Annotated in this window: 21 protein-coding genes; 14 read left to right on the top strand and 7 right to left on the bottom strand. The window is 64.9% G+C overall.

The genetic code is table 11. The annotated features are described in order from the left end of the window. Positions 1 to 25: 25 nt before the first annotated feature. The 14 genes from ABLA28_RS03185 to ABLA28_RS03120 all read left to right on the top strand — a co-directional run bounded on the left by ABLA28_RS03185 (position 26) and on the right by ABLA28_RS03120 (position 15,132). Positions 26 to 1,192 (top strand): hypothetical protein, encoded by a 1,167-nt coding sequence (locus tag ABLA28_RS03185; protein ID WP_347712481.1) that lies wholly within the window; start codon positions 26 to 28, stop codon positions 1,190 to 1,192. 171 nt (positions 1,193 to 1,363) lie between these two features. Further along, complete coding sequence (locus ABLA28_RS03180) at positions 1,364 to 2,986, top strand: hypothetical protein (RefSeq protein ID WP_347712480.1); 1,623 nt, start codon at positions 1,364 to 1,366, stop codon at positions 2,984 to 2,986. A 70-nt stretch (positions 2,987 to 3,056) separates the two neighbouring features. Next, positions 3,057 to 4,229, top strand: a complete 1,173-nt coding sequence (locus ABLA28_RS03175) for a hypothetical protein (protein ID WP_347712479.1) — start codon at positions 3,057 to 3,059, stop codon at positions 4,227 to 4,229. Then, a complete protein-coding gene (locus ABLA28_RS03170) occupies positions 4,226 to 4,714 on the top strand; it encodes a hypothetical protein (RefSeq protein ID WP_347712478.1) in 489 nt (162 codons plus the stop codon). The genes ABLA28_RS03175 and ABLA28_RS03170 overlap by 4 nt, the downstream gene beginning before the upstream one ends. Positions 4,715 to 4,824: 110 nt before the next feature. Further along, the gene (locus ABLA28_RS03165; RefSeq protein ID WP_347712477.1) at positions 4,825 to 5,346 is read left to right on the top strand and encodes a hypothetical protein; all 522 of its coding nucleotides are present in this window, start codon (positions 4,825 to 4,827) and stop codon (positions 5,344 to 5,346) included. A gap of 11 nt (positions 5,347 to 5,357) precedes the next feature. After that, positions 5,358 to 6,008: a CsgG/HfaB family protein gene (locus ABLA28_RS03160; RefSeq protein WP_347712476.1), complete on the top strand. Its 651-nt coding sequence runs from the start codon at positions 5,358 to 5,360 to the stop codon at positions 6,006 to 6,008. A 51-nt stretch (positions 6,009 to 6,059) separates the two neighbouring features. Further along, positions 6,060 to 7,499 (top strand): CsgG/HfaB family protein, encoded by a 1,440-nt coding sequence (locus ABLA28_RS03155; RefSeq protein ID WP_347712475.1) that lies wholly within the window; start codon positions 6,060 to 6,062, stop codon positions 7,497 to 7,499. 215 nt (positions 7,500 to 7,714) lie between these two features. Continuing rightward, positions 7,715 to 8,470, top strand: a complete 756-nt coding sequence (locus ABLA28_RS03150) for a nitrogenase iron protein NifH (protein ID WP_314715943.1) — start codon at positions 7,715 to 7,717, stop codon at positions 8,468 to 8,470. Continuing rightward, on the top strand, positions 8,467 to 9,720 hold the full coding sequence (locus tag ABLA28_RS03145; RefSeq protein WP_347712474.1) for a nitrogenase component 1: 1,254 nt from the start codon (positions 8,467 to 8,469) through the stop codon (positions 9,718 to 9,720). The genes ABLA28_RS03150 and ABLA28_RS03145 overlap by 4 nt, the downstream gene beginning before the upstream one ends. After that, a complete protein-coding gene (locus tag ABLA28_RS03140; protein ID WP_347712473.1) occupies positions 9,720 to 10,952 on the top strand; it encodes a nitrogenase component 1 in 1,233 nt (410 codons plus the stop codon). Before ABLA28_RS03145 ends, ABLA28_RS03140 begins: the two co-directional genes overlap by 1 nt. Positions 10,953 to 11,006: 54 nt before the next feature. Beyond that, entirely contained in the window at positions 11,007 to 12,164 is a 1,158-nt protein-coding gene (locus ABLA28_RS03135; RefSeq protein ID WP_347712472.1) for an ABC transporter substrate-binding protein, read from the top strand. Positions 12,165 to 12,166: 2 nt separating this feature from the next. Then, positions 12,167 to 13,165 carry an iron ABC transporter permease gene (locus tag ABLA28_RS03130; protein ID WP_347712487.1) on the top strand — a complete coding sequence of 333 codons (999 nt, stop codon included), beginning with the start codon at positions 12,167 to 12,169 and terminating at the stop codon, positions 13,163 to 13,165. After that, complete coding sequence (locus ABLA28_RS03125) at positions 13,162 to 13,947, top strand: ABC transporter ATP-binding protein (RefSeq protein ID WP_347712471.1); 786 nt, start codon at positions 13,162 to 13,164, stop codon at positions 13,945 to 13,947. The genes ABLA28_RS03130 and ABLA28_RS03125 overlap by 4 nt, the downstream gene beginning before the upstream one ends. Positions 13,948 to 13,977: 30 nt before the next feature. After that, a complete protein-coding gene (locus ABLA28_RS03120; protein WP_347712470.1) occupies positions 13,978 to 15,132 on the top strand; it encodes an ABC transporter substrate-binding protein in 1,155 nt (384 codons plus the stop codon). Between the two features lie 137 nt (positions 15,133 to 15,269). Here the strand turns inward: ABLA28_RS03120 and ABLA28_RS03115 are convergent, their stop codons facing one another. The 7 genes from ABLA28_RS03115 to ABLA28_RS03085 form a co-directional block, all read right to left on the bottom strand. Continuing rightward, a complete protein-coding gene (locus tag ABLA28_RS03115) occupies positions 15,270 to 15,968 on the bottom strand; it encodes an ABC transporter ATP-binding protein (RefSeq protein WP_347712469.1) in 699 nt (232 codons plus the stop codon). 1 nt (position 15,969) lies between these two features. Beyond that, positions 15,970 to 17,184 carry an FtsX-like permease family protein gene (locus ABLA28_RS03110; protein WP_347712468.1) on the bottom strand — a complete coding sequence of 405 codons (1,215 nt, stop codon included), beginning with the start codon at positions 17,182 to 17,184 and terminating at the stop codon, positions 15,970 to 15,972. 1 nt (position 17,185) lies between these two features. Further along, a complete protein-coding gene (locus tag ABLA28_RS03105) occupies positions 17,186 to 17,623 on the bottom strand; it encodes a DUF4418 family protein (protein WP_347712467.1) in 438 nt (145 codons plus the stop codon). 52 nt (positions 17,624 to 17,675) lie between these two features. Continuing rightward, positions 17,676 to 18,095: an FMN-binding protein gene (locus tag ABLA28_RS03100; protein ID WP_314715923.1), complete on the bottom strand. Its 420-nt coding sequence runs from the start codon at positions 18,093 to 18,095 to the stop codon at positions 17,676 to 17,678. Next, a complete protein-coding gene (locus tag ABLA28_RS03095) occupies positions 18,092 to 18,775 on the bottom strand; it encodes an ABC transporter ATP-binding protein (protein WP_347712486.1) in 684 nt (227 codons plus the stop codon). Before ABLA28_RS03095 ends, ABLA28_RS03100 begins: the two co-directional genes overlap by 4 nt. A 20-nt stretch (positions 18,776 to 18,795) precedes the next feature. After that, positions 18,796 to 20,013: an ABC transporter permease gene (locus tag ABLA28_RS03090; RefSeq protein WP_314715916.1), complete on the bottom strand. Its 1,218-nt coding sequence runs from the start codon at positions 20,011 to 20,013 to the stop codon at positions 18,796 to 18,798. Continuing rightward, a partial coding sequence (locus ABLA28_RS03085) for an ABC transporter permease (RefSeq protein WP_347712466.1) occupies positions 20,003 to 20,589 on the bottom strand: 587 nt, incomplete at its 5' end. The genes ABLA28_RS03090 and ABLA28_RS03085, both read right to left, overlap by 11 nt.

Raw genomic sequence — 20,589 nt, 5'->3', positions numbered from 1 at the left:
CCGAAGGCGCAAGGGGATGGTGCGGATGGACGACAAGGGGGAAATCGTCAGCAGCTGCGACGTGGATGAAAACATCGCGCTTCAGATATGGACCAAGGGGCTCTCCCCCCGTCTCGTTGTCCTCAACAAGAACAAGAACTCCAGAAAACTGATTCACCTTTCATGGATGGAAAATCGGGAGCGCAAGCTCGCCGTCCAGGGGAAGAAGAGGACGGAGAGCTTCAGCTACGAGATCGCGGACCTTGTCCCCCTCCTGCAGCGCATCCTTTCCGAGTACGCCGTGTACACGGCGTTCCGCCCCAGGCTCTGGAAATTTTCCGTCGACCTCGAAAAGGTCCTCCACGCACCGGAGATCGTTACGGACAGGGGGGAGCTGCACCTTCTGTCCGAGGAGAGGCGGTCCTCGCTCTGGATCGCCGACTTCACGGAGGAGGACAAAAAGAGGGGGAGGTTCCGCCCCTTCTTTCCCCTCTCCCCCGAGGAAGGGCAGGCCCTGTCGGCGAAGCTCGAGATACGGAACGACGAACGCACGGCGGACCACCTTATCAAGACCGGGGCCGTGCGTCAGCTGGCAGGCGCACGACCGGCGCGCTGGCACAGCCCGGTTCGGATAGCCGCCACGGCCATGCTGTTGGGCTTCTCCTTCTGCCAGGCGGACGGATCGGACTTCGTCGACCTGCTCTGGCGGGGAGAGGAGCCCCCCGAGACGCCGGGCCTCCCCAAACCTGCGGAGCCAGGAAAAGTTTCCTTCACGCTGCGGGACCCCCGCCTCATGGGGCTGGGATGCAAGCTGGCGGCCTTCATACGGCACTTCGACGCCGTAGACAGGATCGAGGAACGCATCTCCATGGACAGCGACAAGGAGCTGCAGGAGCAGGGGTACGAACGCAAACGCCGACTGACCTTCCCGGACGGGACCCTGGGGGACGTCTCCTACTCCGTGACGTTCTTCGACGACGAGCGGGGGCGGATGGCCCTGGGCTGCAAGCCCAAGGCGGCGACCCTGCGCCATAAGGGCGAGCTGGTCTACAGTTTCCCGACGGAGATCTACGAGCAGGCCCTCCTGCACGACACCCTGGGGGGCCCGCCGGACGATTTCTTCTCCGTCGTGCAGCTGGCCTGGGCCCGGCAGTTCCGGAACTGGTACGATGACGTGGCGCTTTACGTCTCCCCCTTCGCCGGACTGATCTGACCCGGGCGAGTGGGAAATCCCACCCCCAAAACCATCCCATTTCGACGCGAAAGAGGATCAAACGCATTTGTGCGAAGCACCCCAACACTATAAAATACGGGGCGGGACAGAAGAGGCTGCAGCATCCGACTGTGTGCCGTATTTCCATTTTGACAGGAGGGGATTGGCATTATGTTGAAGATGTTCATGGTTTCCCTTGTGTTGGCCGGCTTTTCGGCTTTCCCCGCCCCCTGGGACGCGAGGGCGGATATCGGCCCGGCGGCGGAGAATGTCTTGGTGGCATCCGTCCCCCAGACCGAGTCCTCCGACGAGGAAAAGGCGACTTTCGACGGCGAGGCCGCCGAGGTCAAGGAAAATGAGGAAAAGCCATCGTCGCCCGAGGCCGAGGCGGCTTCGGACGAACGGGGCAACGCCGCCCTGTCCGCGAAGCTTGCGGAGCGCGAGGCCGAGCTGGCCAAACGGGAGTCGGCCCTTGCGGAACGGGAGGCCGACCTGCTGAAGCAGGACAAGGCAGCCTCCGCATCCTCCGTGGAGGTTGCGGAACGGGAGGCGGAGCTGGCCAAACGGGAGGCGGCCCTGGCGGAGCGTGAGGCCGAGCTGGCGAATCAGGGCAAGTCCGCCTCGGCGTCGTCCGCGGAGCTCGCGGCACGGGAGGCGGAGCTGGCCAAGAGGGAGTCGGCCCTCACGACACGCGAGGCCGAGCTGGCGAACCAGGACAAGGTCTCCATCGCCTCGTCCGCGGAGCTTGCGGAGCGCGAGGCGGCGATGAAGGATAAGGAAGCCGCCCTTACGGCCCGCGAGACCGAACTGGAGAGGCAGAGCAAGGCATCCTCCGAGTCGTCCGCGGAGCTCGCCGCCCGCGAGGAGGATCTGAAGAAGAGGGAAGCGGCCCTGGCCGAGAAACGCGAGGCGGACCTGGCGGAGCGTGAGGCCGAGCTGAAGAAGAAGGAGGCCGCCCTGACCGAGAAGGAGGCGGCTCTTCAGAACAAGGAGATCGCACTGATGGACAAGGCGCCCGTAGTCGCCGAGGCGCCGATTGCCGTCCCCGACGTGAACGGGCCGGGAGCGGTCGTCGTCAAGAAGGAAAACGGCCTGATGAACTGGACGGAGAACTACATCGAGGCCACGGGCATGGCGGTGGCCCCCACGGGGATGAAGGGGGCGCAGGGCAAGGCGCTTGCGCGCAGGGGCGCGACCCTGGACCTTCAGCGCAACCTCCTGGAGTTCATGAAGGGGGTCCAGATCGACGCACAGACAACGATGAACGATTTCATGGCCGAGGACCGCGTGCGCTCGGAGATCTCCGGCATCATCAAGAACGTGGAGGTCATGCGCGGCGAGTGGGACGGGGAGGCCTATACGGTCACCGGTCGGATCAAGCTGCCCCCGGTCCGGGCCGTCGTGGCTCCGAAGATCCCGGTCGACAAGACGTACAAGGAGCCCAAGCCCAAGAAGTCGGCCGGCCGCTACACGGGGCTCGTCATCGACGCCCGTCACCTTCCGCTGGTGCCCTCGATGAGCTTCCGCGTTCTGGACGAGTCGGGCAAGCCCGTATACGGCATGGAGTTCGTGGATTACGACCGCTTCCTCCAGTCCGGGCTCTGCGCCTACTACAACAACATCAACTACGCGAAGGGCGAGGTCCACGTCGCCGGCAACCCGATCGTCGCCAAGGCGCTGAAGCTGAAGAACGGAAACGTGGACATCGTCGTCAGCAACGCCGTGGCCGCGAAGGTCCGGGGCAGTTCCTACGACTTCCGCAAGGACTGCAAAGTGATCGTGGTCTCCAAGTAGGCGCCGTTCGATGAGAAAAGCTGCGGGATTCGATGCGGTTCGGCCCCTCCGGAAAGGAGGGGCCTTCGGAATGGCGGCGCTGTGCCTCATCCTCCTCGCCCTGACGGCGGGACTCGTTCCGGACGAGGCATGGGCCGCGAAGAAGGCCGCCCCCAAGCCGGCGGCGGGAAAGTTCATCACGGTCGAGGCGGAGGGCTACGCCCCCATCGTCGACGGGGCGAAGAACAAGGCCCGGGAGGACGCCAAGCGCTCCGTCATGCGCGAGGCGCTGGAGAAGGCCCTGGGCGCCTACGTCACCGGCATCACGGAGATGAAGAACTTCGAGGTGGTGAAGGACAAGGTCTTCTCCCAGTCCCAGGGGATCGTCAAGAGGATGGATATTCAAAGGGAGTGGGAGGACTCCGACGGCCTGCTGCACCTGTCCGCGGTCTGCGACGTGGCCGAGGCGGCCCTGGATGGGGTGCTTGGGCCGGCGGTCATCGATGCGCTGGGCAACCCGAGGATCATGGTCCTGCTCGACGAGCGGATCGGAGACAAGCCCTCCTTCCTCTCCACGGCGGAGAGCGAGATCCTGCGGGTCTTCGAGAAGGCGGGGTACCTGCTGGTCGACGCCACCCAGGCCGGGACGCTGAAGGATATCGACCTGGCCGCGGCGCGGAGCGCGGACGACCCCGAGAAACTGAGGGAGATCGCCCGCGACTTCCAGGCGGACGTCCTGATCTACGGCAAGGCCTACGCCAGCTCCTATGCGGATCAAAAGATAAGCGGCGTCCGCATCTACGGGGTGCGCAGCACCGTACAGCTCAAGGCGGTTCTGGCCGCGTCGGCCTATCAGCTCGGCTCCGACACCTACGAGGAAAAGCAGAAGGGGACCTCCCTCGAGGACGGGGCCGTCAAGGGGCTGAAACCGGGGGCCAGCCGCGCGGGCAAGAGCCTGGTGAACAAGATCGCCTACGCGCTGATCTCGGGCTCGGCCGGGGGCATCCCCGGGCGGACGGTCAAGATCAAGCTGACCGGCGTCGCCTTCAAGGATGTGAAGGCCCTCAAGGAGGAGCTCTCGGGCATCGAGGGCGTGACCGGCGTCTACCAGAGGCAGTTCCGCAAGGGCGAGCTGGAGCTGGACGTCGTCTCGGACAAGACGGCGGAGGATCTGGCCTCGATCCTGTCGGACAGGGGCTGTGAGATCGACGGGGTCTCCGATTCGCTGGTCGAGGGCCGCGGCGCGGAGGCCCCCGCGCCATGACGGGCCTGCGGCGCATGCTTCGGGCGTTCTTTGTTGAGGGGGTTTTCGCCTCCGCCCTGTGCTTTTGCCTCTGCGCCCCGGGGCTGGCGGCGCCCCTGGCCGAACCCGTCCCGGCGACGACGGAGGACCTGCTTCAGATGACGGAGGAGAGCCTCTATGCCGATTGGCAGGAGAACCGCGCCTTCGTACGGGGCGTGGGACGCGTGGTGCAGAACACGGCCCAGGGCAGGCTTCTGGCGCGCCGGGCGGCCCTGACGGATGCGCGCCGCGGCCTGCTGTCGCTGCGCCAGCGCATCCTGGCGGACCCGGAGCTCCGGGGACGGGCGCTGTGGCTCGCGGGCCCCGTCCCGCCGGTACGGATCCTGACCGAGAGGATCGAGGGCGGGCTGTACTTTATCGAGGTCGAGACGGCGCTCTCCCGTCTGCTCGGCAAGCGCGGGGAGGCCTACGTGGCGGGCGAGATGAAGCGGCTGCACCTGAAATAGGAGAGCTTCTTTCGAGCATACGCGGCGGTCCCGGCTGTGGTCCTGTAAAGCGTTTCCTTAAATCAGTGTTTTACTGAAAATTCTTCAAACTCTTCAAGGAGGAGATGTCGGTGGTATCGAAATGTTGTCGGGCGGGGCTCGTCCTCGTCCTGGGGTTGTTTTTCCATCTGACGCCGGGGGCCGCGCACGCGGCGCTGCCCAACGGGTCGATCGCCGTGCTGGTCAAGAGCGCCTCCCCCCAGGAGGCGGCACAGACGGCCTCGGTCTTCACGCGCCAGCTCCTCGCCAAGGGGTACAAGGTGGTGGACCCCAAGAAGCTGGAGGCCATCCGGCGCAGCAAGGCCGCGGCCCTGGCGCTGGACGGCAACGTGGACGCCATCATGAAGCTGGGCAGGCAGTACGGGTTCAGCACCATGATCACGGCTCAGGTGGAGGCGGGAAGCCCCGTGCTGAACGAGTTTCAGCTCTACACGGGCACATCCTCCGTCGCCGTCATGGTGACGGCGTCGAACGGGAGCCAGATCTACGCCGACACCGTGGCGGGCAAGCAGGTGGGCTACACTCCATCGGAGGCCAAACAGAAGTCCCTCGAGGCCGCCGCCGCCCTGGCCGTCAAAAGGATGACGGAATAGGAGGCCCCGCCATGAGACGAGAGCGTGGCCTGCGCCGGGGTATTTTATCCATTCCGGCAATCTTGGCGACCCTGGCAGTCCTGGTAATATCCCTCGCCCTGGCGGGCGCCGCCGCGGCGCGGGAAAAACCGCGCCTGGCGGTTCGGGAGTTCGAGAACAAGGCGGGGGGCGACATTCCCGCCTCCGCCATAACCGAGATGATGACGACCGAGCTCTACGAGGCGGGGCTCTTCACCCTGGTGGAGCGCGAGAAGCTGCACTACGTCGGGGAGGAGATTCGGCTGAGCCAATCGGGACTCATGGACGAGTCCACGGCCCCGGAGCTCGGCAAGATCAAGGGGGCGCAGTACTCCATGACGGGGGCCGTCACGGAGTACCACTACAAGGCGGCGGGAGGGGCCGTCCCCATCCCCGGGATCGGAGGGGTCGGAGGGGCCTCCAACACGGCCTACGTGACGCTCGACATCCGCATCATCAACAACGAGACGGGCGAGGTGGCCTACGCGGCCGCGGAGCGCGGGGCCTCCAACCAGACGCTGGGCGGCCTCGTCACCAAGTACGGCGGGTTCGGTGCGGGGAAGATCAACGGCATCCTGGCCGCGGCGACCCGGAAGGCCGTGATGAAGCACGTGGAGAGCATGAGGGGCCTGCGCCTCGATTGACGGCATGGAGCCATGGAGTGTCCGAACAAAAAAGCGGAGGTGCTTTTGATTATGAGGGTGCGTAAGAGCGTTGTGTTGGCGTGGTTGTTTGCCCTGACCCTGTTTGTCCTTCCCTCCTGGGCAGGGGAGGAAAAGGTGCGGATCGGCGTCTTCCAGTTCGAGAGCAAGGCGTCCGGCGTGTCGCAGCAGCAGGCCAACGCCGTCATGGACCTGATGACCCGCGCCCTCGCGAGCTCGCGGTCCATCGCGGTGATCGAGCGGGAGCAGCTGGACAAGGTGGGCAAGGAGATCCGGCTGGGACAGTCGGGGCTTGTGGACGCCAGCACGGCGGCCGAGGTGGGGCGCGTCGCCGGCGTGCAGTACATCCTTCTGGGCGCGGTCACGGAGCTGAGCAAGAAGGCCTCGGGAGGGGCGATCCCCCTCTTCGGCCACATCGGCATCGCGACCGGGTCGGAGGAGGCGCAGGCCACCATCGACGTCCGCATCGTGGACACCTCGACGGCCGAGATCAGGCTGGCGTTCTCCGAGACGGGCTACTCCTCCAACGAGGTCTCCGGCCTCTACCTGGGCGGAGCGGTCCTGGCGGAGGGCACCTTCGACGGCCTGGAGGGCCGCGCCATCTCGGACTCGGTGACGCGCCTGGCGGCCCGCATCCGAGGCACGCTCGGCGGGGAGAGCTCGCACGTCGTCGCGGTGGCCGACAAGGAGGTAACGATCGACATCGGCTCCTCCATGGGGGCCAAGGAAGGGGCGCTGTATCTGGTCTACGCCGACGGCAAGACGATCCTCGGCATGAACGGCGAGACCATCGGGCAGGAGCGCCTGGCCCTCGCCGTGCTCAAGGTCCGCGAGGCCACGTCCACCTACAGCAACTGCACGTTCGTCAAGGGGGGCAAGGCCTCCCTGGTCCGCCGCGGGGACAAGGTCGAGCCGATCAGCAGCAGGATGATCAAGTCCCTCAAATTCGCCAGCTCCCGTCCCGCCGCCTCCAGCGGGACCTTCGAGCAGATATTCGGAGACGCCCCCAAGGGCGGCGCGGAACCCCAGGCCGCCCCGACGGCCTCGGACACCCCGAATGCAAACACCGAGACTCCGTCTCCGGCGACCGTCACGGAGCAGCCCAAGCCGGACGAGAAGCCGGCGGCGGGCGAGGCCAAGGTCATTCCGGGGCTCGACCCCAACCAGTCCACGGACGCCAAGGTCATCGAGACCTACGCCATCTCGGGCGGGGACAAGAACCTCCTGGGGATCATGCAGCGCAACGCCTACAACAAGTTCAATAACGGCAAGTACAAGGACGCCTACGCGGAATTCTCCAAAGCGGCGGATGCACACCCCTCCGTCAACTACCTCTCGGCCTACTGGGCGGGGGTCTCCGCGCACAAGTTGAAGAAGACGGACGAGGCGCTCCAGTGGATCGACAAGGCGCTGGCGATCAACCCGGACTACAAGCCAGCCCAGGATTTCAAGTCGAAGACCCTGAAAAAGTAATTCACTCCCCCTGCTAGCGGGCGAGGTATTTCCCATCGAAGAACGGCGGAGCTCTTTAAGGGCTCCGCCGTTCTTTCGTCTACCGTGAGCGGATGACACGAACGGTATGTTTGATCGGTATCACTTGTATGCTATCATTACCCTTGCACATCTCTTTTCGTTGAAAAAGTTTTTTGGAACAACCAGAGCTGAAAGGTTTGGAAGGAAAACTTTATATGAGGAAGATAGCAGTTTACGGCAAGGGTGGAATAGGCAAGTCGACGACGACGTCCAACCTCTCGGCTGCGCTGGCGGAGCGGGGGCTCCGGGTGCTGCAGATCGGGTGCGACCCCAAGGCGGACTCGACCAAGACCTTGATGGGGGGACGCGCCATTCCGACCGTACTGGAACGGATGAGGGAGGGTGCGGATTCCGTACGACTCGAGGATATCGTCTTCGAGGGGTATGGGGGGTGTCTGTGCGTGGAGTCCGGAGGTCCGACCCCGGGGGTCGGATGCGCGGGGCGCGGCATCATAGCGGCCTTCGAGAAGCTCGAGGAACTCGAGGCCTACGAAAGGTTCCGGCCGGACGTGATCCTCTACGACGTTCTGGGGGATGTCGTGTGCGGCGGGTTTGCCATGCCCATACGGGGCGGCTATGCCGACCACGTCCTGATCGTTACCTCGGCGGAGCAAATGGCTTTATTTGCGGCATCGAACATCGCCTGCGCCATCGAGAGCTTCGGAAAACGCGGCTACGCCAGGCTGGCGGGCCTGATCCACAACTCGCGCAACATCGCCGACGAGGACCGCCGGGTGGCCGAGGCCGCCGAGGCGCTGGACACCATTGTGCTGAAGAAGATCCCACGCAACGGCGACGTCCAGACTGCGGAGAACCGCGGCTGCACCGTCCTCGAAGCGCTTCCGGACAGCCCCATGGCAGCGGAGTACCGCGACCTTGCGAAGCGCGTTCTCGAGGTGTGCGGGGGATGAACGGCACGTTCGAGGACACGCTTCACTACACATCCCCGGCCCATGGCGGCTGGGGGATGGTGCGCATCGGGATGCTCGTTCCGGAAAGCGTGCAGCTGTTCGTATGTCCCTTCGCCTGCGGGCGCCACGGGGCCATCGGGGCGATGCGCCAGGGGTTCAAGGACCGGCTGGCCTACCTCTACGTCGACCAGAACGATATCGTCCGGGGCTACGACGACCAGATCCCCGGGGCCGTGGAGGAGCTCCTGGACGCGCTGCCCCGGCGTCCCAGGGTCGTACTGATCTTCCTGAGCTGTCTGGACGACCTGATCGGGACGGATCGGGAGGCGCTCCTGGAGGTCCTGTACGGCCGTTTCCCCGATCTGCGCTTTCGGATATGCCACATGAATCCGATCTCCCTCGACTCGAAATCCCCACCTCCGGTTACGATCCGGAGGCGCATCTACAGCCTGTTGGAGCCCTCGGAGACGAAGGAGACGTCGGTCAACAGCATCGGCAACCTGGAGGCGGTGGCCCCGGAATGCGAGCTGCACCGTGTCCTCGAGGGCCTGGGCGCGGGCGAGCTTCGGCACATCTCGCGCTGCAGGACCTTCGAGGAGTTCCAGCGGATGGCCTCCAGCCGGGCGAACCTCGTCCTGGCGCCAACCGGAGTGCAGGCCGCGAAGGAGATGGAGCGAGCTTTGGGAATCCCCTTCCTCCTCCTGCCCGTGAGCTACCGCATCGGGGAGATCGAAGCGGGCTACCGGCAGCTTCGGGACTTTCTGGACCCATCGGGCGCCGAGCCCGATCTCTCCGCCGAACGTGCGGCTGCGCTCGTCGCCGTCGAGGCGGCCCTGCGAGCCGTCGGGGACAGGCCGGTGATCGTGGACGCGTCCGCCGTTACCCGCCCCTTCGGCCTCGCCCGAGCCCTCCTGGAGTACGGGTTCTCCGTCCGGCGCGTGGTGGCCCAAAAGTGCATCCCCATCGATCGGAAAAGCCTGGACTGGCTGGAGGAGAATCGGCCGGACGTGGAGCTCGTGCAGCCTCAGCATCACAGAGCCGTGCGATTCGAGGGGCGTCTTGCGGAGGCGCTTGCCATCGGGGTGGACGGCGCCTACCTAGCGGGGGCCGGACATGTAGTGGACCTCTTCGCCGATGGGGCGCTCTTCGGGTTCCATGGGCTGAGGGTCCTGATGGAGCGGATGCGTGCGGCCGCCGAGGCCGAGACGGACCTGGAACGCCTGATCGAGAGCTACGGGCTGGTGGTGTGATGGCACGCCTGTCCCTATGCCTTCCCCCTTTCTCCCCGGATTACTCGGGGGTCTCATCGGTCTTCTTCGACCTCCCCGCCGTGGTCGCCATCCACGACGCCTCCGGATGCACGGGCAACTACACGGGCTACGACGAGCCGCGGTGGTACGGGGCGGGCGCGGCGATCTTCTGTTCGGCCCTGAGGGACATCGATGCCGTGATGGGGGACGACGAGAAGCTGATCGGCCGCATGATCGCCGCATGCCGGGACCTGGGCCCCAAGCTGACGGCGTTGGTCGGCAGCCCCGTCCCGATGGTCGTCGGCAGCGACATGAAGGGCATCGCCACGGAACTGGAGGCCCGGACCGGGCTGCCGGGTTTCGGGTTCGACACCACGGGGACGGCCTACTACGACCGCGGAGTTTCCGCCGCACTGATCGCCCTGCTGGAACGCTTCGCCGAGCCCTCCCCCTCCGTGCCGAACACGGTCGGCATCGTGGGGGCGACCCCGCTCGACTTCGCCGATGGGGTCGATATCCGCAACCTCCAGGACGCCCTGCAGGAACGCGGCGTCGAGGTCACAGCGACGCTGGCGATGGGATACGACCTGGAGGCGCTGCGGCGCGCAGCCTCGGCCCGCGTCAACCTGGCGGTGTCCCGAGCAGGCTTTCTGGTCTCGAAATGGATGTACCGCCGGTTCGGAACGCCGTATCTCTGCGGCCTGCCGATGGGTGCGGCCTCCCTCAAGGCGTATTTCCAGGCGCTCGGCGCCATGCTGGAGGGCGAGCTTCCCGAGCCCCGGATATTGAAGGGCGAGTCTCCGTCCGAGCATCCGGAGGTCCTGGTGGTCGGGGAGCAGGTTCAGGCCAACGCCATCCGATGCGCCCTCGGAACGGAATTTGGGGTGTGCGATATTGCCGTGGGCTGCATCTTCGGCATGGAGCCGGACCTGGCCCTGCCGGGGGACCGGGACCTGAGGGACGAGGCGGAGATCCGGACCGCGATGAACTCGGGCCCCTCCCTGGTCGTGGGCGACCCCTTCCTCGAGCCCCTGCTGCGGGGCGATTCCGTGAAGTTCATCCCGTTTCCGCTCTATGCCGTATCCAGCCATCAGTCTCCCGTTGCGCCCGTTCGCCATATCGGCGGACGTTTCAACGAGTCGTTCTCCGCGCTTCTTCGGCGTCCCGCCCCCCGCGCCGATAAGTGCGCCGGAGCGAGGGGGGCAGAACCCGTCCCCCGGAAACTTTCCTGAGTGTCGCGTGACTGTCGCTCGAGACTTGAGACTTGAGAAAGGATGATGTTCCGCATGAAGTTTACGTACGATCGTCTTTCCTATCCTTCGGGACTGTTTTGTACCGTTCTGCTGCTGTTTTTGAGCCTCACCGGGGCAGCGTCGGCCGCCTCCGACGCGGCGAAGGGGGCGGCGTCCGGGGAACCCGGCTCGGAGAAGGCGACGCGGGTGGTCGTCGACCACACCGGCAAGGAGGTGCGCATACCGGCGAAGATCGAGCGCATCGTCATCACGGGCCCCTGGCCCCTGCCGTCCGTCTACTGCCTTTTCGAGGGGGCCGGGGACAAGCTGGTGGGGATCCATCCCGGCTCGATGTCGGCCGCGAAGCATTCCCTGCTGCCCCGCGTGGCGCCCGGCATCCTGAGGGCCAGCACCGAGTTCCTGAAGGGGGACGTGCTGAACGCCGAGGAGCTGCTCAAGCTGAAGCCCGACGTCGTGTTCTACAGGGTGGAGACGGCAGCCCACGCAGGGCAGCTGGCCCTGACGGGCATTCCCGCCGTGGGGTTTTCGACGGCCCTCTCGGGGTTCGACACCATCAGGACCTTCGAGAGCTGGGTCAAGCTCCTTGGGGAGGTTCTCCAGCAGGAGGACCGGGCGTCCGGAATCGTCGAATACGGCCGGAAGACCTACGACGAGATTCAGGCCGCGCTAAGTAGCGTGAAGGGCCTCAAGAGGCCGCGCGCCCTGATCCTCTTCAACTACGGCGAGGGGAACATCAAGACGTCGGGAAGCAATTTCTATGGGCAGTACTGGCTGGAGTCCACCGGGGCGGTCAACGTCGCCTCGGAGCTCTCGGGGGTGGCGGACATCAACATGGAGCAGATCTACGCCTGGGACCCCGACATCATCTACATCACGAACTTCAGCCGCCACATGCCGGAGGACCTGTACGAGAACGCGATCCCCGGACACGACTGGAGCACCGTCAGGGCGGTGCGCGAACGGAAGGTCTACAAGTTCCCGCTGGGCATGTACCGCTGGTATCCGCCCGCATCGGATACGCCCTTGGTGCTGAAGTGGCTGGCGAAGAAAAATCAGCCGGAGCTCTTCGCGGACGTGGACATGGACGCCGAGGTGCGTGCCTACTATAAGCGCTTCTACAACCTCGACCTGACGGACGAGGACCTTCGCAGGATATTCAGTCCCGCGCGCGAGGCCGCCGACGCCAAGTGAACATGCGGAAGCGGTGGATTTTTTTCCTGCTGGCCCTTCTGCCCGTCGCCGCGGCGGTGCTCTGCCTGGGAATCGGGCGCTATCACGTCGGCGTCGGAGAGACCCTCGAAATTCTGCTCTCCGCGCTGAAGGGCCAGAGCGCCGCCTCCACGGCCCATTCGGTCATCTGCAAGGTGAGGCTTCCCCGGATCCTGCTGTCCCTCTTCGTCGGAGCGGGGCTCTCGGTTGCGGGAGCCTCCTTCCAGTCCCTGTTCAGCAATCCGCTGGCGACGCCGGACACGCTGGGCGTCGCCACGGGGGCCTCGTTCGGCGCGGTGCTGGCGCTCCTGTTCTCCCAGAACCTGCTGGCCGTGCAGGCCTCCGCCATGGTCATGGGGCTCGCGGCGCTGCTGGCGACGACCCTCATCAGCCGGGTGCGGGGAAGGAGCACCGTCGTCATGGTGGTGCTGGCCGGGATGGTGGTGTCAGCCCTCTTCCAGGCCATGGTCTCGCTGATCAAGTACGTGGCCGATCCGGAGGAGGTGCTCCCGGCCATCACCTATTGGCTGATGGGAAGCATGTCGCGCGCCAGCTTTCACGGGATCGCGATGGGCGTCCCCCTGATCGTGGGGGGGATGGCCGTCCTCTTTCTGCTGCGCTGGAGGCTGAACATCCTGTCGCTTCAGGAGGACGAGGCGAAGTCGCTGGGCATCGATCTGAGGAAGCTCCGTCTGACCGTCATGGCCGCCGCGACCCTGATCACCGCGTCGTGCGTCTCGCTCTGCGGCAACGTGGGGTGGGTGGGGCTGCTGATTCCGCACGCCGCACGGATGGTCTGCGGCAGCGACAACAAACGGATCGTCCCCATAAGCATGGCTTTGGGGTCGGCGTTCATGGTTCTCATCGACACAGCGGCCCGCAGCATCACCGCGGCGGAAATCCCGGTCTCCATATTGACGGCAATCATCGGCGCGCCGTTTTTCATCCTTCTGCTGCGCCGGACAAGGGGGGCTCGACTGTGATCTTCGAGGTTCAGGGAGGACATTTCGGCTACGATTCCGTCCCGGTCCTGCGGGACATCGCCTTCTCCGTCAGGGATCGGGAGATCCTGTCGGTACTGGGGCCGAACGGCGTGGGCAAGACCACGCTGCTCCGCTGCATGATGGGGCTCCTTCGCTGGAAAAAGGGCGCCAGCACCATCGACGGACTCGACCTCTCCCGCCTGAGCCCGCGGGAGGTCTGGAGGCGCATCGCGTACGTTCCGCAGTCCAAGGGGACGGCCCTGTCCTACACCGCCCGGGAGATGGTCCTGATGGGGCGTTCCGCCCGTCTGGGGCTCTTTGCGCAGCCGTCCCATGCGGACGAGGCGGCCGCGGAGCAGGCCATGAATCTGGTGGGCGTAACCCACCTGGCGGACAAGCGATGCAGCTGCATGAGCGGCGGCGAGCTGCAGATGGTGCTGATCGCCCGCGCCCTGAGCGCGGAGCCGGAGATGCTGGTGCTGGACGAGCCGGAGTCCAACCTGGACTTCAAGAACCAGCTGATCGTCCTGGAGACGATCGAGCGTTTGGCGCGCGATCGGGGCATCGCGGCCGTCATCAACACCCACTACCCCGCCCACGCCCTCAAGATCGCCGACAAGGCCCTGATCCTGAGCCGGGACGGCACCAGCCTGTGCGGTCCCGCCGAGGAGGTCCTGAACGAGGAGAACATGCGCAGCGCGTTCGACGTCCGAGTGAAGATCGCGGATTTCCTCTTCGAGGGACTCCGCTACAGAAGCGTCATCCCCATCGCGACGGTGTGAATTTTTCGATACGAGAGGGAGGTTTTTGCGATGAAAAGTTTGTTTTCGCCGACGTGCCGTTTTCTGCGTCCGGAGATCCGGCTGTTGATACTGTTGTTGTGGAGCCTGTGTCCGGCCTTTGACCTGGAGGCCGCTCCGGCGGCGCCCGACCGGGATAAGCCGGCCGCGGCCTCCCGCATCGTGGTCGACCAGCTTGGGAACGAGGTCGAGCTTCCCGCCGAGGTGAACCGTGTGGTCATCGCTTCCGCCTGGCCTCTCGCCTCGGTGTTCTGCCTCTTCGAGGGCAGCGTCGAGAAGCTGGTCGGTTTGGACCCCGCAATCATCAGTGCGGCCGAGAACTCCCTCCTGATCAAGGTCGCCCCCGAGATCGTCCACGTTCCGAGCGGCTTCAGCAAGAACGGGATCCTGAACGTGGAAGAGCTGCTGAAGCTGAAGCCGGACGTGGTGCTTTACGCCTCCGCCGTGCCGGGGGATTACGAGGCGTGCAAACGGGCCGGTATCCCCGCCGTGGGCTTCAGGCTCGACGTCAAGGGCTTCAACGCGGTCGAGACGATCAACAGCTGGATGGAACTGCTGGGCCGCGTGATGGGCACGAACATCGAGGCCAGGGATTTCGTAGCCTACGGCAGGGAGATGCAGGCCAAGGTCGAGGAACGTCTCAAGGGGGTCCCCCAGGACAAAAAACCGCGATGCATGTTCATCCACGGTTACGAGGCCCTGGCGATCCGAGTCCCCGGGGCTTCGTCCTGGGCGGACTACTGGATCAATGCTTCGGGAGGCATCAACGTCGCCGCCGAGGCGGGGAAGGGAACCCAAGGCGTCAATATGGAGCAGATCTACGCATGGAACCCAGAGAAGATATTCATCACCAACTTCCTCCCGCTCCTGCCCGACGACCTTTACGAGAACAAGGTGACCGGCCACGACTGGGCTCCCGTCGAGGCCGTGAAGCAAAAGGCGGTCCGCAAACTTCCTCTGGGGATGTACCGCTGGTACGTCACCTGCTCCGACTCCGCCCTGATGCTGTTGTGGATGGCCAAGGAGAACCATCCTGAGCTCTTTGAGGATATCGACATGAACCGGACGGTGAAGGATTTTTACAAGAGGTTCTATGGGCTTTCTCTGAGCGACGAGGAGGCCGCCTCCGTGTTCCGCCCCAAACGGGAGGCTGCGGCGGGGATATAGTCCCGATTCATCCATTGTATGCCTCGTTGTTTCCGTTCGCCTTGCCTGCGGGCGATTGGGAATCGGCGTAAAAGAACGGCGGAGCCCTTTACGGGCCCCGCCGCTCTTTCGTCAATCCGGTATGCTTGCCGTGCGGGTCACGGAGCGACCCCGAACGACGCCCCCGGGGTCAGAATGCCCGAGTCCATCGTGTACGCCGCCCTTCCGTAGTTCAGGGCCTCCAGGTCGTGAGAGACCAGGATCAGCGTGACCCCCTCCCCGTTCAGGTCCGAGAAGGTCCTCATGATCTGCCCCGCGGACTCCCTGTCCAGGTCGGAGGTGGGTTCGTCGGCGATGACGAGCTGGGGCCTGTTGATCAGGGCGCGGGCGATGACCGTCCGCCGGAGCTCCCCCCCGGAGAGCTCCGCGGGGTAGGAATCCGCCAGGCGCTCTATTCCGAACTTCCCCAGAAGATGCCGGGCCGCCCCCTCCCCGTCCCCCCCGCGCCGGTAGAGACAGAAGGGGAGCAGGACGTTCTCCAGGACCGTGAGGTTGGGCAGCGCCGCCGCGTTCTGCGGGATGAAGCCGATGGACTGGTTTCTCATGAACGAGAGCTCGCGGTCGCCCTTCCCCGCAAGGCTCCGGCCGTCGATCTCCACCGTGCCCGACGTGGGCGCCAGCATCCCCGCAATCAGGTTCAGCAGCGTGGACTTCCCGCTCCCCGACCGGCCGATGATGTTGACGTAATCCCCGGCCTTCACCTCCAGGGAGACCCCCTTCACCGCAAAAAAACGCCCGCCGCCCCGCGGGTACTCGCGGGACAGATCCCTAAGCCGTACGATAGTCTTCTCTTCCATGCTACAGGTCCCTCATGGTGTCGTAGATGTCCGCCCGACTGGCCCTCACGGCGGAGCGCGCCGCCGTCAGCAGGCCGGTGAGCACCGATGCGACGATGCTCGCCGCGCCCATCAGGAGGAGGACGGTCGGACGCGGCAGCAGGAAGGGCAGGCTCAGCGTCTCCGTCGCCATGGGACCGAAGACGGCGATGGCCGCTCCGCCGAGAAACGTGCCCAGGACCGAGCCATAGAGGCAGATAAGGAACACCTCGGCCAGGGCGAGGCGTATCAGCTTTCCCCGGGTCGCGCCCAGGACCCTCAGGACGCCCATCTCCCTCCTGCGCTCGCCCAGGGTCATCGCAAACACGAGGGCGATGACGACGACCGCGAGGACCCACACCAGGAGGATGAACCCCTTGATCAGGCCGGATACCAGGTTCAGGCCGGACGATATCGTGTTGACGAACTTCTTGCTGAACAGGGCGTAGATCCCCCGTCCGTTGAGCTTTCCGTTGAGAGCGCGCGCGGCCTTGACCGAATCGTAGCCGGGAGCCAGCTTGATCATGACGGTGGAGATGAGGCTCCCGTCCCGGGTCAAGGGATGCTTCAGGATCCGCTCCGCTTCCCTGGCCAGGGCGGTCAGCGTCCCCCGGGTCATGAACACGGTGGCGTCGAACCCCATCCCCGTCTGCTCCAGCCGCCCGGCCACAGGGAAGCCCTTCTTGAAGAAGGTGAGCTCGTCCCCCTCGTCCCCGGCCACGTGATGCCCCAGGATGACCTCGCCGTCCTTCAGGTCCCGATGCAGGGTCCTCTCCAGCCAGGGCTTGATCAGGAAATCGGTTCCGTAGTCGATCCCCACCAGCTGCACCGGATAGGAACAGCAGGAGGCGTTCAGCGTCGCCAGAAAGGTCTGAGGGGACATCCTGTCGATGCCGATCTCCCCCTCCCCGTCGGCCTCCCGGAGGAGCTCCATCACGTCGCGGGGGAGGTAGAAGGTCGAGGGCTTTCCCGAGAGCAGGATGCTGTCGATGTGAGGATCGTACCCCTCGGGGACCACCATGATGTCGGCCCCCAGGCGGTCGGACATGCTGGAGACGCCCCCGGACAGGCTCAGGGAGAGGACGGACCCCGCGTAGAGCGAGAAGGCGAAGAGCAGGATCACGAGGACGAGACAAAAGCTCCTCCGGGGCTTCCTGCGAATGTTCTTTCCCGCGAGCTCGAAGGTCGTCAGGCGCATCTCAGCGGCCCCGGCCCACGAAGCCGTGGATCAGGGCGACGACGTTCACCAGCACGAGGGCGGACACGAGGACGGTCACCGCCGGCATGGTCGTTGTATGGCAGGCCATATCCGCGGCCTTGCAGAGCCCGCACTCCCAGCCCCAACCCGCCTTGTCCCCGATGACGAGGGTCCGCATGGGGACCAGATAGCACAGCAGGGCCGCCACGATCGAAAGGATGCCTGAGAGGGACGCGGCCCACCGCTTCCGATGGCCCCAGAGGGCCAGAAGCGACAGGACGACGATCAGCGCCCCCATGCCCGCGATAAAGATCCCGCTGTAATGGCACATCATGTGCTTTCCGTTCGGCATGGGGCCGCAGACCGGAAAGAGGACGAAGGGCGTCAGGGCAAGAACCACACCCAAGAGAGCGTTCAGGATGAAGAATATCTTTTTCATTTTCATTTCACCTTTTCTCGTTTTGGAAGCATCGATTGCACCAGCGTTTCTCCTATCTTGCCTTCTGCAGCGCCTGACGCACGGCAATCTGAAACTCCCTGTGCGTCACCGTCGCGCCGGAGACGGCGTCCACCTTGTCGATGTCCTGGGCCTTGAGGAGTTCGCCCGGATACTGCCTCATCCCCGCGACGGAGATCTGGCACAGCCGATAGTTCGCCTCGCTGTCGTTCTTCCCGTAGTTCTCGTCCTTGACGTGCCCCTCGGCGTCGGTCGCGGTCATCTGACAGTCCACGATCGCGTTGTTCTCGATCTTCAGGACGACCTTGGTGCCGCCGCCCCCGTTCTCGCTGCGGTATTCCCCTTCGTAGACGCCGTCGCGGTAGCCCCGGGACGTCCCCTTCACGACGAACGCCGCCGCAGCGGCAGCAATGACGATCAGGACCACGGCGGCCACGACATAACGACTCTTCATGCTCTTCCTCCGCTCTCTCCGGGCTCGAGGGGCCGGGTCTGGTCGATGTCCTGGACGATCTTCCCGTACTCGAGCACGATCTTCCGCTGGGCCACGTCCCCGACCTCGGGGTCGTGGGTCACCACGATGATGGTGGCCCCCTCGCGGTGCAGGGTCCTCAGGATGTCGATGACGATGCCCTCGTTCTCCTCGTCCAGGTTCCCCGTGGGTTCGTCCCCCAGGAGGATGTCCGGCGAATTGATCAGGGCCCGTGCGATGCACACACGCTGCTGTTCCCCTCCGGAGAGCTGGCTGGGAAGGTGGCGGGCCCGGTCCTTCAGCCCGACCTTCTCCAGGGCCTCCAGGGCCTCCCCCTCGTCGGGCATGCTGTGATAGTACTGCGCGACCATGATGTTCTCCACGGCGGTCAGATAGCTGATGAGGTGAAACTGCTGGAAGATCAGCCCGATCTTGTCCCTGCGGATGCGGGTAAGGCTTGCGGCGTTCTCCCGGCTGATGTCGTGTCCATCCAGGACGACGCTCCCCGACGAGGGGCTGTCCATGCATCCGATGAGGTTGATCATCGTGGTCTTTCCCGAACCCGAGGGCCCCATGATGGACAGCCAGTCCCCGGCGTTCACGGTCAGGTTGATGTCCGAAAGGGCGTGAAGCGTGCCGTAGACCTTCGATACGCCCTTCATCTCCAATATCTTACCCAAATTTATTCCCCCCTGAGCACGATGGCCGGATGAATGTCCATCACCTTGCGGACGGGCAGGATCGAAGCGAGGATGGTGATGGCGATGAAGACCGCGATGGTGATGGGAATGAGGAGCCATTGAAAGTGGATGGCCCTGCCGAAGACGCTCAGGCTGACCTGCTGCGCGAACTCGAAGCCCAGGAGAACCCCAAGGGCCCCCCCGATGAATCCCAGCAGAACTCCCTCCCCCAGAAACTCGCCTATGATGAGCCCGTTCTCGGCTCCCAGCGCCTTCTTGAGTCCGATCTCCCGCTTTCGCTCCGCGACCATCGCCATCATGGTGGTGTAGACCGAGATCATGGTGATGAGCAGCACCACGATCGTCACCAGATAGACCAGGGCCTGCAGCTTGCCCAGCACGATGTCCTGAGACTGCGTCAGGCGCCGGACCGCCCGCGGCTGCACGTTCGGAAGCTCGGCCTCGATCGCGGACGAGAGCGTCCCCAGCCCCTCGGCGTCGGCCATGACGCTGCACTCCACGACGTCGCCGCGGAACGTGTCGCCGATCAGCTCGTTCAGCATGTCGACGTCCGTGAAGATGAAGCCCTCCTCGGCCCCCCCGGTGGTGATGATGCCCCGGACGTAGAGCTTCCTGCTGAAATACTGCGTGCCGACGTCCTTCTTGACGTTCTCCTCGGCGCTGAAGGTCTGTTGGGACGCGACGGCGCTCTGCCCGTACTTCACGCCCTTGACGACGAAATCGTCGCCCAGGGAAAGGTCCAGCGTCCTGGCGATCTCCTTGCCCACCATCACCTGGTCGGGCCTGTCCTTCGTTCCCCATTCGCCCTCCACGTACCAGAAGGGGCTGTTCTTCCGGGCCTCGTCCAGGTCTGTCCCCGCGATGATGTAGGGCTGCTCGTTGATCTTGACGGTCTGATAGCGGTAGGGGGCCATGCCCACGATCCGGTCCCCGCCGATGATGCGCCGGACCGCCTCCAGATCCCCGCGGAGGATCTTCGTGTCCCCCCTGGGGAGCAGGACCAGGTTGGCCCCGTAGGAGCGGAACTCCCGTCCCAGCTGCCGTGGAATGTCGTAGTAGATCGTGACCAGCCCCGACAGGGTCGTGGCCCCGATGGCGATGGCCAGGACGGCGACGATCAGGCGGGAGCTCCTTCGGACGAGGGAGCTGACCACCATCTTCAGATACATGCGCTCTCGGCTTGTCGCTTTACTTGCCATGCAGGACCTCCGTAGGCTTCAGCTTCAGCAGATATCGGATGGCGGGGACGCTGCCGAACAGGACGACGAAGAAAAGGATGGCCGAGACGATGGGGATCACCATCTGCGCGATCTCGATGCCGGATCCGAATACCGTTCTTCCAATGACCTGGGCGAAGCCGATGCCCAAAAAGTAACCGACGACGCCCCCCGCAAACCCGATCAGCATCACCTCGGTCAGGACGAACAGGATGATCTGGGCGTTGAGCGCTCCGAGCGCCTTCAACAGCCCCAGCTCCTGGCTCCTCTCGATGACGCTCGCGGTGATGAGGTTCGATATCGCGAGGGCCGAACCGATGGCGCTGAGGATGGTGATCAGGGTCATCAGGAAGGTGGTCTTGTTCAGGATCGTCCCCTCGGACTCCGCGACCTGCCGGACCGGCTTGGCGACCCCATCCCGCACGACCTCCTGAATCTGATGGCAGATGGCGCTGACATAGGCCGTGCAGTACCAGGTTTCGTAGTCCGTGGGGTTCAGGCTCTGCGGATCCTGGGCCGCCCGCCTCGCCAGCTCGTTGTCCGGCGTGGTGATGGCGG

It is taken from the genome of uncultured Fretibacterium sp. (assembly GCF_963544685.1).
Taxonomy (GTDB): domain Bacteria; phylum Synergistota; class Synergistia; order Synergistales; family Aminobacteriaceae; genus CAJPSE01.
The sequence above is the reverse complement of the archived record's forward strand: the minus strand, read 5'-3'. Positions and strand labels throughout refer to the sequence as shown.

Bases quoted from the DNA above. Each gene is read 5' to 3' on its own strand.
- ABLA28_RS03130 (WP_347712487.1), top strand. From the start codon at position 12,167: ATGCGGAAGCGGTGGATTTTTTTCCTGCTGGCCCTTCTGCCCGTCGCC.
- ABLA28_RS03155 (WP_347712475.1), top strand. From the start codon at position 6,060: ATGAGGGTGCGTAAGAGCGTTGTGTTGGCGTGGTTGTTTGCCCTGACC.
- ABLA28_RS03135 (WP_347712472.1), top strand. From the start codon at position 11,007: ATGAAGTTTACGTACGATCGTCTTTCCTATCCTTCGGGACTGTTTTGT.
- ABLA28_RS03115 (WP_347712469.1), bottom strand. From the start codon at position 15,968: ATGGAAGAGAAGACTATCGTACGGCTTAGGGATCTGTCCCGCGAGTAC.
- ABLA28_RS03180 (WP_347712480.1), top strand. From the start codon at position 1,364: ATGTTGAAGATGTTCATGGTTTCCCTTGTGTTGGCCGGCTTTTCGGCT.
- ABLA28_RS03185 (WP_347712481.1), top strand. From the start codon at position 26: ATGGACGACAAGGGGGAAATCGTCAGCAGCTGCGACGTGGATGAAAAC.
- ABLA28_RS03140 (WP_347712473.1), top strand. From the start codon at position 9,720: ATGGCACGCCTGTCCCTATGCCTTCCCCCTTTCTCCCCGGATTACTCG.
- ABLA28_RS03105 (WP_347712467.1), bottom strand. From the start codon at position 17,623: ATGAAAAAGATATTCTTCATCCTGAACGCTCTCTTGGGTGTGGTTCTT.
- ABLA28_RS03150 (WP_314715943.1), top strand. From the start codon at position 7,715: ATGAGGAAGATAGCAGTTTACGGCAAGGGTGGAATAGGCAAGTCGACG.
- ABLA28_RS03120 (WP_347712470.1), top strand. From the start codon at position 13,978: ATGAAAAGTTTGTTTTCGCCGACGTGCCGTTTTCTGCGTCCGGAGATC.
- ABLA28_RS03090 (WP_314715916.1), bottom strand. From the start codon at position 20,013: ATGGCAAGTAAAGCGACAAGCCGAGAGCGCATGTATCTGAAGATGGTG.
- ABLA28_RS03110 (WP_347712468.1), bottom strand. From the start codon at position 17,184: ATGCGCCTGACGACCTTCGAGCTCGCGGGAAAGAACATTCGCAGGAAG.
- ABLA28_RS03175 (WP_347712479.1), top strand. From the start codon at position 3,057: ATGGCGGCGCTGTGCCTCATCCTCCTCGCCCTGACGGCGGGACTCGTT.
- ABLA28_RS03095 (WP_347712486.1), bottom strand. From the start codon at position 18,775: ATGAAGGGCGTATCGAAGGTCTACGGCACGCTTCACGCCCTTTCGGAC.
- ABLA28_RS03170 (WP_347712478.1), top strand. From the start codon at position 4,226: ATGACGGGCCTGCGGCGCATGCTTCGGGCGTTCTTTGTTGAGGGGGTT.
- ABLA28_RS03145 (WP_347712474.1), top strand. From the start codon at position 8,467: ATGAACGGCACGTTCGAGGACACGCTTCACTACACATCCCCGGCCCAT.
- ABLA28_RS03100 (WP_314715923.1), bottom strand. From the start codon at position 18,095: ATGAAGAGTCGTTATGTCGTGGCCGCCGTGGTCCTGATCGTCATTGCT.
- ABLA28_RS03160 (WP_347712476.1), top strand. From the start codon at position 5,358: ATGAGACGAGAGCGTGGCCTGCGCCGGGGTATTTTATCCATTCCGGCA.